The 14,981-nt window shown below is 72.9% G+C and carries 14 protein-coding genes; 8 read left to right on the top strand and 6 right to left on the bottom strand.

Going from position 1 to position 14,981, the window contains the following annotated elements:
• Nucleotides 1-15 precede the first annotated feature (15 nt).
• Nucleotides 16-1,158 (top strand): epoxide hydrolase family protein, encoded by a 1,143-nt coding sequence (locus tag QEZ54_RS00070; RefSeq protein ID WP_281302349.1) that lies wholly within the window; start codon nucleotides 16-18, stop codon nucleotides 1,156-1,158.
• A gap of 156 nt (nucleotides 1,159-1,314) precedes the next feature.
• Here the strand turns inward: QEZ54_RS00070 and QEZ54_RS00065 are convergent, their stop codons facing one another.
• Entirely contained in the window at nucleotides 1,315-1,626 is a 312-nt protein-coding gene (locus QEZ54_RS00065) for a tetratricopeptide repeat protein (protein ID WP_281302348.1), read from the bottom strand.
• Between the two features lie 196 nt (nucleotides 1,627-1,822).
• Between QEZ54_RS00065 and QEZ54_RS00060 the strand changes: the two genes are divergently transcribed.
• Entirely contained in the window at nucleotides 1,823-2,722 is a 900-nt protein-coding gene (locus QEZ54_RS00060) for a DMT family transporter (protein ID WP_281302347.1), read from the top strand.
• 245 nt (nucleotides 2,723-2,967) lie between these two features.
• On the opposite strand, the gene QEZ54_RS00055 is transcribed toward QEZ54_RS00060, so the two are convergent.
• Together QEZ54_RS00055 and QEZ54_RS00050 are read right to left on the bottom strand one after the other, a co-directional pair.
• Nucleotides 2,968-4,170, bottom strand: a complete 1,203-nt coding sequence (locus QEZ54_RS00055) for a cellulose binding domain-containing protein (RefSeq protein ID WP_281302993.1) — start codon at nucleotides 4,168-4,170, stop codon at nucleotides 2,968-2,970.
• 285 nt (nucleotides 4,171-4,455) lie between these two features.
• Nucleotides 4,456-5,457, bottom strand: a complete 1,002-nt coding sequence (locus QEZ54_RS00050) for an aldo/keto reductase (RefSeq protein WP_281302346.1) — start codon at nucleotides 5,455-5,457, stop codon at nucleotides 4,456-4,458.
• A 144-nt stretch (nucleotides 5,458-5,601) separates the two neighbouring features.
• Here QEZ54_RS00050 and QEZ54_RS00045 point away from each other — a divergent pair, with 144 nt between their 5' ends.
• On the top strand, nucleotides 5,602-6,333 hold the full coding sequence (locus QEZ54_RS00045; protein ID WP_281302345.1) for a hypothetical protein: 732 nt from the start codon (nucleotides 5,602-5,604) through the stop codon (nucleotides 6,331-6,333).
• Nucleotides 6,334-6,398: 65 nt separating this feature from the next.
• On the opposite strand, the gene QEZ54_RS00040 is transcribed toward QEZ54_RS00045, so the two are convergent.
• Nucleotides 6,399-6,776 carry a VOC family protein gene (locus tag QEZ54_RS00040; protein WP_281302344.1) on the bottom strand — a complete coding sequence of 126 codons (378 nt, stop codon included), beginning with the start codon at nucleotides 6,774-6,776 and terminating at the stop codon, nucleotides 6,399-6,401.
• Nucleotides 6,777-6,849: 73 nt separating this feature from the next.
• Here QEZ54_RS00040 and QEZ54_RS00035 point away from each other — a divergent pair, with 73 nt between their 5' ends.
• Nucleotides 6,850-7,383 (top strand): hypothetical protein, encoded by a 534-nt coding sequence (locus tag QEZ54_RS00035; RefSeq protein WP_281302343.1) that lies wholly within the window; start codon nucleotides 6,850-6,852, stop codon nucleotides 7,381-7,383.
• 9 nt (nucleotides 7,384-7,392) lie between these two features.
• Here the strand turns inward: QEZ54_RS00035 and QEZ54_RS00030 are convergent, their stop codons facing one another.
• Nucleotides 7,393-8,079, bottom strand: a complete 687-nt coding sequence (locus tag QEZ54_RS00030; protein ID WP_281302342.1) for a metal-dependent transcriptional regulator — start codon at nucleotides 8,077-8,079, stop codon at nucleotides 7,393-7,395.
• Between the two features lie 206 nt (nucleotides 8,080-8,285).
• On the opposite strand from QEZ54_RS00030, the gene QEZ54_RS00025 reads away from it, so the two are divergent.
• From QEZ54_RS00025 to QEZ54_RS00015, 3 genes are read left to right on the top strand one after another with little or no spacing between them, the layout of a single operon-like run.
• A complete protein-coding gene (locus QEZ54_RS00025; RefSeq protein WP_281302341.1) occupies nucleotides 8,286-9,104 on the top strand; it encodes a sulfurtransferase in 819 nt (272 codons plus the stop codon).
• Nucleotides 9,101-10,276 (top strand): acetoin utilization protein AcuC, encoded by a 1,176-nt coding sequence (locus QEZ54_RS00020; RefSeq protein WP_281302340.1) that lies wholly within the window; start codon nucleotides 9,101-9,103, stop codon nucleotides 10,274-10,276. The genes QEZ54_RS00025 and QEZ54_RS00020 overlap by 4 nt, the downstream gene beginning before the upstream one ends.
• 3 nt (nucleotides 10,277-10,279) lie before the next feature.
• Nucleotides 10,280-12,763 carry a GNAT family N-acetyltransferase gene (locus tag QEZ54_RS00015; protein WP_281302339.1) on the top strand — a complete coding sequence of 828 codons (2,484 nt, stop codon included), beginning with the start codon at nucleotides 10,280-10,282 and terminating at the stop codon, nucleotides 12,761-12,763.
• A gap of 160 nt (nucleotides 12,764-12,923) precedes the next feature.
• Here QEZ54_RS00015 and sigB read toward each other — a convergent pair whose 3' ends face one another.
• Complete coding sequence (sigB, locus tag QEZ54_RS00010; protein WP_281302338.1) at nucleotides 12,924-13,919, bottom strand: RNA polymerase sigma factor SigB; 996 nt, start codon at nucleotides 13,917-13,919, stop codon at nucleotides 12,924-12,926.
• Between the two features lie 148 nt (nucleotides 13,920-14,067).
• On the opposite strand from sigB, the gene QEZ54_RS00005 reads away from it, so the two are divergent.
• Nucleotides 14,068-14,838, top strand: coding sequence for a sporulation protein (locus tag QEZ54_RS00005; RefSeq protein ID WP_281302337.1), 771 nt, complete (start codon nucleotides 14,068-14,070; stop codon nucleotides 14,836-14,838).
• The last annotated feature ends 143 nt before the right edge of the window (nucleotides 14,839-14,981 follow it).

Below are 14,981 nucleotides of genomic sequence, written 5' to 3'. Positions count from 1 at the left end.
TGGCAGAATCGGCGGGTGCGACCATTCCTTATCGAGGTGCCTGACGGGGTTTTGGACGACCTGCGGGAGCGGGTGGTGCGGACCCGGTTCGGGAGGCGTAGCGGGGCGCAGCCGTGGGACGCCGGGGCCGACCCGGACTACCTGGCCGAGCTGCTGGACTACTGGGCCGAGGAGTTCGACTGGCGGGCGCAGGAGCAGCGGCTCAACGCGTACCCCCAGTTCCTGGCGGAGATCGACGGGCAGACCGTCCACTTCGTGCACGTGCGCGGGAAGCGAGTCGAGGGCGGGCCGCCGCCGCTGGCGGTGATCGTGACGCACGGCTGGCCGTACTCCTTCATCGAGATGTTGAAACTGGTGCCGCTGCTGACGGACCCGGCCGCGTCCGGCGCCGACCCGGCAGACGCGTTCGACGTGGTCATCCCGTCGCTGCCCGGGTACGGGTTCAGCGACCTGCCGTTCACCGGCCCGTCGACCAAACCGAGGACCGCCGACGTGTGGGCGAAGCTGATGACCGGCCTCGGCTACCGCAGGTTCGGGACGTCGGGCGAGGACGTCGGCGCGGGCGTGAGCGACTGGCTCGCGGTCCGCCACCCCGAGAAGATCATCGGCTTGTACGCGGCACACGCCGCCTACCCGCCCCGCTCCCGCCGCACCGACCTGACCCCGGCCGAGGACGCGTTCCTGGACTGGCTGAAGGCCAAGTGGGCCGGTGGGGAGGCATACGCCGAGTTGCAGGCCACCCGCCCGGACACGCTCGCGGCGGCGCTGCTGGACTCGCCCGCGGGACTGGCGGCGTGGCTGGTGGAGAAGTTCCGGGCGTGGAGCGACTGCGGCGGCGAGCTCGAGCGCCGCTGGAGCAAGGACGACCTGCTCACCGTGATCACGCTGTACTGGGTGACCGAGACGGTCGGCACCGCGATGCGGCCGTACTTCGACGAGCACCACGAGCCGGTGCTGCCGCAGGTCAAGGTGCCGGCCGGGGTGAGCGTCAGCCTGGCCGACCAGGGCATGCCGCGTGAGCTGGCCGAGCGCACCTACACCGACCTGCGCTTCTTCCACCCGCTGGGGTCGGGTGGGCACTTCGTCGCGTTCGAGGAGCCCGAGCAGGTAGCCGAGGACATGCGCGAGTTCTTCCGCCCGCTGCGCGGCGAGGCATGAACGCGCGGCGGGCGTGAGCGCGGGCGCGGGCCGCGCGGTGAGTTCGTGCAGTTTCGGGGAAACTGCACGAACTCGGGCCGAGATTCCAGCACTTTCCCCGAAACTGCAGCCACCGCGCGGCGCGGCGCGCGGCTGGGCGACGGCGCGGGCGGGGCGTCAGCAGGCGCCCATGGCCTCGGCGATGCGCAGGTGGCGGCGGGCCTCGTCGTGGCGGCTCTGGCGTTGCAGGGTACGGCCCAGCATCAGGTGGGCGTAGTGCTCGGCGGGGTCGCGTTCGATGATCACCCGCAGCTGCTCCTCGGCCCGGTGCAGCTGGGCCGAGTGGTAGTAGGCGCGCGCCAGCAGCAGGCGCGGGGCGACGTCCTCGGGCACCTCGGCGACGACGTCGGCGAGGATACCGGCCGCGGTGATGTAGTCGCCGTAGTCGAAGAACAGGCGGCCGCGCTCGTACTCCTCCAGGATTCTCACGATGTGGTGTAACCGTTTGGCGGTTCGCGGCATTCCGGGGCAGCATCGACGCCATGGCGCACTCCATCATCTCCCCGCCGGTCCGCTGAGCGGACGGCGTCGCCCCACTGCCGTGACGGCCTGACCCGTCGCGCCGCGGTGGCCCGTCCGCATGCGCGGATACCGACGGCCATCGAGACAGTGGAGAAGCAGGAAAATGGAGTCCTCAACCGGGCTCGCGCTCGATCGCGCGAGCACCACCGCGTCGTACGGGCGCGGCTTGTTCTTCGTCGGCACCGCCGCGGTCGCCTGGGGCACCGGCGGCGCCGTCGCCTCGGTCCTCTACCGCACCAGCGGCCTCGGCCCGCTCGCGGTGTCGTTCTGGCGCCTGGTCTGCGGCATCGCCATGCTGTACGGCCTGCGCGCGCTCACCCGCGACCGCACCCCGGTCCGCCCCCGCGACGCCCTCGTCCTCGGGATCGGGCTGGCCGTCTACCAGACCGCCTACTACGGCTCCATCGCGTACGCGGGGCTCGCCGTGGGCACCGTGGTGACCCTCGGGGCGTGCCCGGTGGTGATCGCGCTCGCGGCCCGGGTGGTGCTGCGGGAGACGCTGAGTTTCGCGCGGGCGGGCTACATCGGCGCCGCGCTGGCCGGGCTGGTGCTGCTGGTCGGGGCGGCGGGTGCGGCGGGTCCTGATCCGCTACTCGGGGCGGCGTTCGGGGTGCTGTCGGCGGCCGGGTACGCGGTGGTCACGATCTACTCGCGGCGGGCCGGGGGCGACCTGTCCTCGGTCACCTCGGCCGCGTTCGTCGTCGCCGCGGTGTGCGTGGCGCCGCTGGCGGCGTGGGAGGGGCTGCTGCCCGCGGCCGGGACGGTCGCCGTGACCGGGGTGTGGCTGCTGTACCTGGGGGCTGTGCCGACGGCACTGGCGTACCGGCTGTTCTTCGCGGGTGTGGCGGCTGTTCCGGCGACGGTGACGGCGGTGGTGACGCTGCTGGAGCCGGTGGCGGGGGTGCTGATCGCGGTCGGGCTGCTGGGGGAGCGGCTGACCGTGGCGGCGGCCGCCGGGGCCGGACTGATGCTGGCCGCGGTGGCGGGGCTGTCCCGCCGCTGACTGCGCTGCGGCTGCGGCTGCGCTGCCGCGCGGTGATCGCCGTTTGGGGTCACCCGGCCCTCGCCAAGCGGCCGACTCGACCGCAACCGGCGATCACGGGGCGACCTTTGATCGACGCTGGCCTATTACATCGACTGGGGGAAGATCGAAGTCGATGTGATAGGCCAGCGTCTATTCAAGGCGGGGCGGGGCGCACCCCGAGATCCCGCCTGGGGTCCCCGGGGGAGCGGGGACGGGGACGGGGGTCAGTAGCCCCAGCGGGACTTCAGGTGGCGCCACCAGTCGCGCAGCATCCACTTGTCGAAGTCGGTGATCGACGTGGCGCTGCCCGCCTTCATGATGAAGCAGCACTGGCCGGTCGGCGTCCAGTCGTAGAAGTCGTCCAGACCGAACGTGTGCCCTATCTCGTGCAGCAGGATGTGGATGTTGTCGCTGTTCAGGTTGCTCGTGTAGTACTCGCTGCCGATCCGCTGCCCCCAGTCGCCGCCGGCTCCGCCGCTCATGCCCGCGGTCAGCCACAGCGACATGTCGTAGTGGTGCGCGGTGCCGCCCGGGCAGCCGGAGTAGTTGCCGTCCTGGTGGAAGAAGCGCCCGCACGGCTCACTGCACTGGGGCGCGTTCTCGCGGATGTTGTTGACGTAGACGTCGACGGAGCTGTCGGTCCACTCCAGCGTCGACCGGTCGCGCACGGCCCAGCCGACGACCTTGACCGGCACGTTCGGGTACGGCCAGCCGTTGTGGCCCGCCATCACGTCGATCCACTTCTTGAACTGCCGACCGAGCGCGGCGTGGATCTGGTCGCGCTGGGCGGCGGTGACGTGGGCGCTGGAGTCCCAGCGTACGCAGTAGTTGATCTGGCCGCCCCCGGCCATGACCTGGTCCCAGCCGTAGTTGCGGAACGTGTAGAGCTGGTTGTACGTGCTCTCGTAGTGCGCCCAGACCTCGTTGAGCGGCTGGACCAGGCTCGCGGGCGGGTTCCAGGCGCTGCTGCTCGGGCTGGTGGACGGGCTGGGGCCGGCCGACCGGGACGGCGACGCCGACGGGGCGGTGCTGCGCGAGGGCGACGCCGACGGGGAGGCCGGGGTCGTCGTTCCGGTGCAGGTGACGCCGTTGAGGGTGAACGCGGTCGGTACGGGGTTCGCCGCGGTCCACGCCCCGTTGAAGCCGATGGAGGTGCTGGCGCCGGTGCCGAGGCTGCCGTTGTAGCCGAGGTTGACGGCGGTGACCTGGGCGCCGCTCTGGCTGAAGGTGGCGTTCCAGCCCTGGCTGACGGTCTGGCCCGCCGCCGGGAAGGTCCACTTGAGGGTCCAGGCGGTGACCGGGTCGCCGAGGTTGGTGAGGGCGACGTCGCCGGTGAAGCCGCCGCCCCACTGGGACGAGACGCGGTAGGTGACCTGGCAGCCGGCGGCGGCCGCATGTGCGGTGGGCACGAACATGCCCCAGGCCATGGTGGCCAGGCCCGCGGTGGCGGCGACGAGGGACGCGACGAGGCGCCTTCTGATGGGGGACAAGGTGACTCCCGGAGCGGATTCGGGCGCGCTAGCTGCGCGCTGACGGGTGATCCGCGTGGACGAGTACCCGGTCTCGGCGGCACGCATTGAGCGCCACGAATCCTATACGACTGGGAGCGTTCCCACAACCGCCCCCGCCCCGTTGATCATGAAGTTATGGGCGCGACACACCGTCGAACCCGCCCATAAGTTCATGATCAACGAGGCGGGGGGAGGGGGTGGTCAGTGGCCGACGGTGTGCATGCCCTGGGGGTTGTAGCGGGCGCCGGCTACGGCGTCGGCGGGGACGGCGGCGGAGAGGCGGGCGAGGTGGGCGGGGGTGAGGGTCAGCTGGGCGGCGGCGGTGTTCTCCTCCAGGTACGACACGTGCTTGGTGCCGGGGATCGGGAGGATGTCGTCGCCCTGGGCCAGCAGCCAGGCCAGTGCCGCCTGGGCGGGAGTGGCGCCGACCTCGTCGGCGACCTCGCGTACCGCCTGCACCAGGGCGAGGTTGTGGGCGAAGTTCTCCTCGGCGAAGCGGGGCACGCTGCGCCGGAAGTCGTCGTCGGCGAGGTCCTCGCGCGAGGTCACCTTGCCGGTCAGCCAGCCGCGCCCGACCGGTGAGTACGCGACCAGGCTGACCCCGAGTTCGCGGCACGTCGCCAGCATCTCGTCCTCGACGAACCGGGTGAACAGCGAGTACTCCATCTGCACGGCGGCGATGGGGTGGATCGCGTGGGCGGTGCGCAGCGTCTGCGGGCTCACCTCGGACAGGCCGAGGTGCCGGACCTTGCCCTGGGCGACGAACTCCGCCATCGCGCCGACGGTCTCCTCGATCGGAGTGTCGGGATTGCGACGGTGCATGTAGTAGAGGTCGATCACGTCGGTGTTCAGCCGCCGGAGTGAATCCTCCAGCGCCTGGCGCGCCCAGGCGGCCGAGGAGTCCACGAAGCGGCGTACCGGCTGGCCCTGGTCATCCGTTTCGGCGCGGTTGGCGAACTTGGTGGCCAGGATGTACTCGTCACGGCGGTTGCCGAGGGTCCGTCCGATCAGCTCCTCGTTGTGGCCGAAGCCGTACATGTCGGCGGTGTCCAGATGGGTCACGCCCAGGTCGAGGGCGCGCCGCAGGGTGGCCGCGGACTGCTCGTCGTCGCGCTGGCCGTACGCGAAACTCATGCCCATGCAGCCCAGGCCGATCGCGCTGACCTCGGGCCCGTTCGCGCCGATACGCCGGGTGGTGCTCATGGCCGTCTCCTCACTGTCGGTGCTCGTGATCTCGTCTTTTGCGCGCCGAAGTCGTCACTGAACGCGAAACCCGCTGCGACACTGTCGCCAGCCCTGGTTACGATGCGGCTCAACCCCATAGACGCATGACTCAGGAGCGTTCGCGTGTCCCAGCCTCCCACCCCGGACTACCCCCCGCCGTACCCGGCCCAGCCGCAGTACCCGGGCCAGCAGCCCTACCCGACCCAGCCCCTGGCCCCGGTCGCGCCGCCGAAGAAGTCGAAGGCGGGCCTGATCCTCGGCATCATCGGCGTGGTGCTGCTGCTGTGCATCGGCGGCGTCGTCGGCGTGTTCTTCCTGGTGAAGGACGATGTCAAGGACGCCGTCGACGAGGTCAACAACGCGGTGGCCTCGGCCCAGGCGCAGCTGCCGACCAAGAAGATCACCATCGTGACCCCGGCCACGCTGGGCGGCCGCGACCCGGTCGAGCAGGCTGAGCTGAAGTCGCTGGCGGAGACCATGAAGTCGGGCCTGTCGTCCGCGGTCCCCGGCGCCTCGAACGTGGTGGCCGGCTTCTACGGCGACCCGGTCAAGCAGGACCTGGTCATGCTGTTCGCCGCGGCGGCGAAGATGGGCAACCCGGAGAAGGAGCTCGACGACGCCTTCAAGGGCATGGGCACCTCCGGCCTGAACGCCACCGGCATCGCCGAGATCAACCCGGGCCCGCTGGGCGGCTCGGCCAAGTGCGGCACGGCCACCACCTCCGGCGTCAAGCTCGCCGTCTGCGCGTGGGCCGACAACGGCAGCCTCGGCATGCTCGTCTGGTACTTCAAGTCCGTCGACGACATCAAGTCGGAGTTCGTGACGCTGCGCGGCGAGGTCGAGAAGGTCGGCTGACCCACCGCGATGCCCGGTCGGACCGCGTCCGGCCGGGCATCGCCGTGTCCGGGGCGCACCCCGGGTCAGGCGTTCTGCCACAGCCCGAGCGGGTTTCCCTCGGTGTCGGCGATGTACGCCGTGAACCCCATCTCGCCCACCGCCTGCCGCTCCTGCAGCACCGTGCCGCCCAGCGCGACGACCTTGGCCAGCGCGGTGTCGATGTCGTCGACCTCGATCGTGATCGTCGGCTGGGTCACCGGCGCCTCGCGCCGGGTCATGCCGCCGTTGATGGCCCCGGGCTCGGCGGGCATGCCCCGGTCGTCGGTACGCGTGGTCCGCGCCCAGATGTAGTCGAACCCCGGCATGGCGTCGAGCTGCCAGCCGAAGGCGTCCGTGTAGAAGCTGCGGGCCCGCTCCACATCGTCGACGGGCACCTCGAAATGCACCACTTTGCCGGTCATGGGACCAGGCTAGGCAGGTCGGCGCCGTCGGGTGCGACTTTCGGCCGACCGGCCCGGCGGCTAGGTTGTTCCGGTGCGAACGACGGTCCTGACCCTGGTGATCGGCGCGAGTCTGCTCGCGGGCTGCTCCGGCCCGGCCGAGGGCGAGCCCGAAGCCGCCCCGTCGGCGCCGGTGCGCGCCACCGCGGCCGCGGGCGGCGCCTGCCGCCTGCTCGACCACGAGCTGATCACGCGCAGCCTCGGGCTGGACCTGAGCGTCGCCGGGTCGGCCAAGAAGGGCAAGACCAACACCTGCGTGGCGCGCCGCACCGACACCCCGCTGCCCGAGCTGAGCCTGTCGGTCACCCCCACCACCGCCGACGTGGCCGTGTTCAAGGACACCATCCCGCCGGACGGGGCCAGCACCGTCACCGAGCTGGGCCGGGTCGCCTACCAATCGGTACGGCCCGCGGCCTCTGGCCGCGGGCCGTCCGTGGAGATCGGGTGGTTGGCGGGCAACGCCCGGCTGATCCTGCTCAAGGTGACCCTGCCCGCGGGCGGCGACTCGGCCGCGCTCGCCCCGAAGCTGGTCGACCTCGCGCGCGAGATCGACCGGGCCGGCATCTGACCGATCGGTTCAGCGCGACGTCGAGACGAACACCCGCGAGGCGACCTCGCGGGGCAGGCGCACCGGCTCGCCGCCGTGGTCGATGGCCACGCCGTCGCGCTCCTGCGCCACGGTGACCGTGGCACCCGGGTCGACCCCGGCGTGGTGCAGCTGGCGCAGCACCTCGGAGTCGGTCTGCACGCTCTCGCAGATCCGCCGCACCACGACCTGGCCGGTCAGGCCGGGGAAGGCCAGGTTGCGCTCCGGGTCGTCGCCGACCGACTCGCGCGGGCTGGTGTCCAGCGCGTCCAGGCCCGGGATCGGGTTGCCGTACGGCGAGCGCGTCGGCCGGTTGAGCAGGTCGTAGACCCGCTTCTCGACCGCGTCGCTCATCACGTGCTCCCAGCGGCAGGCCTCCTCGTGGGCCTCCTCGTACGGCATGCCGATGACGTTGACCAGCAGCAGCTCGGCGAGGCGGTGCTTGCGCATGACGGCGACGGCGTGTGCCCGGCCGGACTCGGACAGCTGCAGGTGGCGGTCGGTCTCCACGACGGTGAGCAGCCCGTCGCGCTCCATCCGGGCCACCGTCTGGCTCACCGTCGGGCCGCTCTGGTGCAGCCGTTCGGCGATGCGGGCGCGCAGCGGAGGCACGCCCTCCTCCTCGAGTTCGAGGATCGTGCGCAGGTACATCTCGGTGGTGTCAATGAGGTCGGACATGAAATGGTCCTCTCCAAGTCGCTGGAAGCGATTCTATTGCGCGTCACCGCGGCGACACCTTCGAGGTGCAACCGGTTGATCATGCGGTGTCCGGCCGGATCCGTCATCTCGGGGAGAGCGCAGTGCGCCCGCCGCAGTGTGGCAGGTGGGGCCGACGGTTCGCGCCGACACGCGTGGGTCCGGCCCGATGGTGTTGACTTGGCTACGTGGGTACACCTCTGATCAGTGCGGCGGACCTCTCCGAGCTGCTGCGCGGCGCCCAGCCGCCGACCGTCCTCGACCTGCGCTGGCGACTGGCCGGGCCGCCCGGGCGCGACGACTATGACGCCGGACACGTGCCCGGTGCGGTCTTCGTGGATCTGGACCGGGACCTGTGCGGCCCGCCCGGGGCCGGCGGCCGGCACCCGCTGCCCCACCCGCAGGCGCTGGAGGGCGCGCTGCGCGCCGCCGGGCTGCGCGAGGGCGACCCCGTGGTGGTCTACGACGGCGGCGACGGCCTGGCCGCGGCCCGCGCCTGGTGGACCATGCGCTGGGCGGGCGTGGCCGACGTACGCGTGCTCGACGGCGGCTTCCCGGCCTGGACCGCCGCGGGCGGTGCGGTCGACACCGGCCAGCCCTCGGTGGCCCGGGGCGACCTGGTGGTGCGGCCGGGCGGCCTGCCGGTGCTCGACGCCGACGACGCCGCCGCGCTGGCCCGGGACGGGGTGCTGCTCGACGCGCGCGCCGCGGCCCGGTTCCGGGGCGAGACCGAGCCGATCGACGCGGTCGCCGGGCACATCCCGGGGGCGCGCAACCTGTTCTACGGCGAGCTGGTCAACGCCGACGGCACGCTGCGCGGCGACCTGGCCGAGATCTTCGCCGGGTTCGAGGGCGAGCCGGTCGGGGCGTACTGCGGCTCCGGGGTGACCGCGGCGCACACCGTGCTGGCGCTGCACGCGGCCGGGCGCGACGACGCCGCGCTGTACGTCGGCTCGTGGAGCCACTGGATCACCGATCCGGCCCGCCCGATCGGGACGGGCGCATGAACGCACTGGTGGTGTGGAGCGACCAGCTCCTGTCGTACGACCTCGGCGACCACCCGCTGGACCCGGTCCGGGTCCGGTTGACCATGGCGCTGGCCCGGGAGCTGGGCGTGCTCGACCGGCCGGGGGTGCGCACCGTCACGCCCGAGCCCGCGACCGACGACGAGCTGCTGCGGGTGCACCGGCGTGACTACCTGGAGGCGGTCCGGGCGGCGCCGGAGGACCCGTTCTTCCGCGGGTACGGCCTCAACACCCCCGACAACCCGGTCTTCGACGGCATGCACGAGGCGTCCGCGCTGGTCTGCGGCGCGACCCTGGCCGCCGCGCGGGCGGTGTGGTCGGGCCAGGTCCAGCGCGCGGTCAACGTCGCCGGCGGCCTGCACCACGCCATGCCCGCCCGCGCCGCCGGGTTCTGCGTGTACGACGACCCGGCCGTGGCCATCGCCGACCTGCTCGCCCAGGGCGCGCAGCGGATCGCCTACGTCGACATCGACGTGCACCACGGCGACGGCGTGCAGGAGATCTTCTACGACGACCCGCGCGTGCTCACGGTCAGCCTGCACGAGACCCCGCTGACCCTCTTCCCGGGCACCGGCTTCCCCGACGAGACCGGCGGCCCCAACGCCGAGGGCAGCGCGGTCAACGTGGCCCTGCCCGCCGGCACCGGCGACAGCGGCTGGCTGCGCGCGTTCCACGCGGTGGTGCCCTCGGTGCTGCGGGCGTTCGGTCCGCAGCTGATCGTGCTGCAGGCCGGGGCGGACAGCCATCGGCTCGACCCGCTGGCCAACCTGCGCCTGAGCGTGGACGGGCAGCGGGCGGCGCAGCTGGCCGTGCGCGAGCTGGCCGACGAGCTGTGCGACGGGCGCCTGGTCGCCACCGGCGGCGGCGGGTACGCCCTGGTCGAGGTGGTGCCCCGGACCTGGACCCACCTGCTGGCGATGATCACCGGCGACCCGCTGGACCCGGCCACGCCCACCCCGCAGGCCTGGCGGGACCTGGCGCAGCGGCTGCGCCCCGACCGGGCGGTGCCCGCGACGCTGGGCGACGGCGCGACGCCGACGTACACGCCGTGGCAGCCCGAGGCCGAGGCCGATCCGCTGGACCGGGCGATAATGGCGACCCGGCGCGCGGTGTACCCGCTGCACGGGCTCGACCCGCACGACCCGAGGGACTGAGCGGTGCGCAGCGCGGACGTCCTGCTCGCCGACGGCACCGCGGTCCACCTGCGCCAGGTGGAGCCGAGCGACGCCGACGCGGTGGTGGCGATGCACGCCCGGTTCTCCGAGCGCACCCGCTACCTGCGCTACTTCTCGCCGTACCCCCGGATTCCCGCCCGCGACCTGCACCGGTTCGTCAACGTCGACCACGTCGACCGCGAGGCGTTCGTGGTCGCGGCGGGCGACCGGCTGATCGCGGTCGGCCGCTACGAGCGCCTGGGCGAGGGCGCGCCCGTGGCCGAGGTCGCGTTCGTGGTCGAGGACGCCTACCAGGGCCGGGGCGTCGGCTCGGTGCTGCTGGAGTACCTGTCCGCCGCCGCGGGCGAGGTCGGCATCAGCCGGTTCGTGGCCGAGGTGCTGCCGGAGAACGGCGCCATGCTGCGCGTGTTCACCGACGCCGGGTACGAGGTGAGCCGCAAGTTCGCCGACGGCGTGGTGGCGCTGACGTTCCCGGTCGCCCCGACCGAGCGGTCCCGGGCCGTGCAGGCCGACCGCGAGCAGCGCACCGAGGCCCGCTCCGTGGCGCGGCTGCTGCGCCCCGGCGCGGTCGCGGTCTACGGCGCCAGCTCGGCCGGGCACGGCGTCGGCGCGGCGGTCCTGGCCCACCTGCGCGGCGCCGGGTTCGCCGGACCGGTCCACGAGATCCACCCGAAGGGCCCGGTCACCACCGTGTCGCAGGTGGACGGTCCGGTCGACCTGGCCGTGGTCGCGGTGCCGCCCCCGGCCATCGCGGACGTCGTCGCCGACGCGGCCGCCGGGGGCGTGCACGGCCTGCTGGTCCTCACCGAGCTGGACCCGGCCGCCCGGCGCGAACTGGTCCGGGCGGCCCGGGCCGCGGGCATGCGGGTGATCGGGCCGGGCAGCCTCGGCGTCGCCGACGCGACGGTACGGCTCAACGCCACGCTCGTGCCCCGCCTGCCCTGGCCCGCCCCGCCCGCGCCGCCGGGCCGGGTCGGCCTGTTCTGCCACTCCGGCACGCTGGGCCTGCTGCTGCTCGCCGAGGCCGACCGCCGCGGGCTGGGCGTCTCGTCGTTCGTCAGCGCCGGGCGCCGCGCCGACGTCTCCGGCAACGACCTGCTCCAGTTCTGGGCCCAGGACCCGCACACCGACGTCATCGCGACGTACCTGGAGACGTTCGGCAACCCGCGCAAGTTCGCCCGCATCGCCCGCGCCGTCGGGCGGCACAAGCCGATCGTGATGCTCGCCGGGCACACCGGCATCGGCGGCTCGGCGCTGGACGACGCCGCCATGCAGGCGCTGCGCGCCCACTCCGGCGTGATCGAGGTCGGCACCGTCGGCGAGCTGTTCGACGTGGCGGTGGTGCTGGCCGGCCAGCCCGTGCCCACCGGCGAGCGCATCGGCGTCATCGCCAACGCGTACCCGCTGGCCGCGCTGGCCGCCGCCGAGATCCGCGCGAGCGGGCTGCCGGTCGGGCGCGCCGGCTCGGTCGGCCCCGGCGCGGACCCGGCCGAGTTCGGAGCGGCGGTGCGCGACGTGGTGCGCAGCGACGACGTGGACGCGCTGGTGGTGGTCGTGGCGCCGCCGCTGCCGACCGGGCCGCTGGCCGCCGACCAGAGCGCCGAGACGGAGCTGCTCGCGCCGTACGCGGCGGCGCTGGCGCGGGCGGTGGCCGAGGCGGACAAGCCGGTGGTGGCGAGCTTCCTGGCCGGGCAGGGGCCCGCCGGGGTGCCGTCGTTCCGGTCCATCGAGGAGGCGGTGCGGGCGCTGGCCCAGGTGATCCGGCGCGCCGCCTGGCTGCGGGTGCCCCCGGGCGTCCTGCCGCCCCCGCCCCCCGGCGCCGACCCGGACGCGCCCACCGTCGAGGCCCTGCTCGCGTCGTACGGCGTGGACGTGGTCGGCTCGGTGCGGGCCGTCGGAGCCGGGGCCGTGGCCGCGGCGGTCGAGGCGGCCGCGGGGCCGGTGGCGTTGAAGGTGGCCGACCGGCCGCACCGGATCGACCTCGGCGCGGTACGGCTCAACCTGGCCGGGCCGGACGAGGCGCGCCGCGCGTACGCCGACCTGGAGCAGCTGTTCGGGGCCGGGGTCGAGGCGCTGGTGCAGCCGATGGTCGCGCCGGGCGTGGCGGTGGTGGTCGAGGTGGCCGACGATCCGGCGTTCGGGCCGGTGGTCGGGTTCGGGCTGGGCGGGCCGGTTACCGAGCTGGTGGGGGACCGGGCCTGGCGGGCGGCGCCGCTGACCGACGCCGACGCGGCGGCGCTGGTACGGGCGCCGAGGGCGTTTCCGCTGCTGCACGGCGCTGATCTGGACGCGCTGGCGGAGCTGCTGGTGCGGGTGGGGCAACTGGCCGAGGAGGCGCCGCGGCTGCGGCGGCTGACGCTGAACCCGGTGCTGGTCCGGCCCACGGGGCTGTCGGTGCTGCACGCGAGCGGCGAACTCGCCGACCCCCAGCCCCGCCCCGACACCGGCCCCCGCCACCTGCGCTGACCGGACCCCTCCAGCCCGCTGCCCGCCCCGTCCTTAAATTGACGCTGGCCTATCTAGTGGACGATTTTCGGAAATCCGTCCTCTAGATAGGCCAGCGTCAATGCTAGGTGGGGCCGGGGCGGCCGGGGCGGCACCCTGCCGGAGCAGGGGGCGCCGCGGGTCAGGCGGCGTACACCGACAGGCGCTCGGCGCGGTCGCCGCTGCGCAGCTTCAGCAGGGTGGTCTTCTCGATCTGGCGGATGCGCTCGCGGGACAGGCCGAACTCCTTGCCCACCTCGTCCAGCGTGCGCTGGCGGCCGTCGTCCAGGCCGAAGCGCAGCCGGATGACCTCCTGCTCGCGCTGCGACAGGGTGCCCAGCACGATCTCCACCTCGTCGCGCAGCTGACCCTGGGCCAGCGCGTCGGCGGCGTCGCCCCGGGGGTCGACGGCGGCGACGAAGTCGCCCAGCGCGCTCTCGCCGTCCTCGCCGACGGCCTGGTCCAGGCTCACCGGCTCCCGGTCGTACGAGATGAGCTCGATGACCTGGTACTCCGGCACGTCGAGCGCCTGCGCGATCTGCGCGATGGACGGCTCGCGGCCCAGCGCGGTGGCGAGGTCGCGGCGCACCCGGACCATGCGGTTGACCTGCTCCACCATGTGCACCGGGATGCGGATGGTGCGGGCCTGGTCGGCCATGGCGCGGGTGATGGCCTGCCGGATCCACCAGGTGGCGTACGTGGAGAACTTGTAGCCCTTGGTGTAGTCGAACTTCTCGACGGCGCGGATGAGGCCGAGGTTGCCCTCCTGGATCAGGTCCAGGAACGCCATGCCGCGGCCGGTGTAGCGCTTGGCGATGCTGACCACCAGGCGGAGGTTCGCCTCCAGCAGGTGGTCCTTGGCGGCCTTGCCCTCGCGGGCCACGAGCTCCAGCTCGCGGCGCAGGGTCTCGGCGCGGGGGTCGTCTTCGGACTCCAGGATGTACTCGGCCATCAGGCCGGCCTCGATCCGGCGGGCCAGCTGCACCTCCTGCTCGGCGGTGAGCAGCTTGGTGCGGCCGATCAGGTTCAGGTACGCCCGGACGAGGTCGGTGGAGACACCGCGGTCGTCCGTCTCGTCCAGATCCACCGTGATCTCGGTCACGCTGGCCATGTCCATGGTCTCGACGTTCTCGGTCATTGCCGTTCCTCCCCGTGTTCCCTTGCACCGCTGTGCCGTACTGGCAACTGTTTGACAGCTTGGTGCATGGCGCGTGAGGCGGCGGTGAGACGATTCTCGGATTCGGCGGACACAGACTCGGGGAGGACGTGTGGTCGTGAAGCGCCTGATGCGGTTGTTCGGAGTGGGTGGTCCGACGGTTCGGACGGAGCTGTCGGTGTCGCGGGCCAAGCCCGGCGGCAGGTTCAAGGGCACGGTCGAGGTGACCGGCGGCGACCACCAGGTCGCCATCGGGTACGTGGCCCTGGCGCTGGTCGCCGACGTGGGCGTCGAGGGCGGGCTGCCGGGGCGGGTGTCCGCCGTGGAGTTCCACCGGCAGCGGGTGGTGGAGGGCTTCACGCTGGCCGCGCGGGAGCGGCGGGTGTTCGACGTCGTCTGCGACGTACCCCTGGAGACCCCGCTGACCCGCGCCTTCGGCCAGCAGCTGGCCGGCATGAAGGTGGGGCTGCGGACCGAGCTGGAGGTGGCGCGGGAGGTCGACCGTACCGACGAGGACCCGGTCGAGATCGACCCGACCCCCGCCCAGCAGCACATCCTGGACACCCTGGTGAAGCTGGGCTTCCAGTTCGTCAAGGCCGACCTGGAGCGCGGGCGCCTGCGCAGCCTGCCCCAGACCCTGCCGTTCTACCAGGAGATCGAGTTCCTGCCCGGCCCCGCGTACGCCCAGCACCTGCGCCACCTGGAAGCCACCTTCGTCACCACGGACCGCAAGCTCCACGTGGTCCTGGAACTGGACCGCCGGGTAGGCCTCCTCGCGGACCGCGACATCTTCGGCCGCTTCACCGTCGACCCCGCCACCCTCGCCGACACCGATTGGAAGGGCCTCCTCGGCGACTGGCTCACCCAGTCCACCACTCCCCGCCGCGGCCCCCTCCTGTAGCCCCTCTCTTCGGCGTCGATCATGAACTTATGGCACAGCTCGACGGCGTGTCGTGGGCACGGCTTCCTGATCGACTTCCGGGTCATGTAAGGGAGTTCGGCACTTGATCGGTGTCGGGTTCCGAGGTTGCATGAGCTTCCCGA

The organism is Catellatospora sp. KI3, assembly GCF_029948125.1.
Lineage (GTDB): Bacteria > Actinomycetota > Actinomycetes > Mycobacteriales > Micromonosporaceae > Catellatospora.
This window is presented reverse-complemented; position numbering and strand designations above follow the sequence as displayed.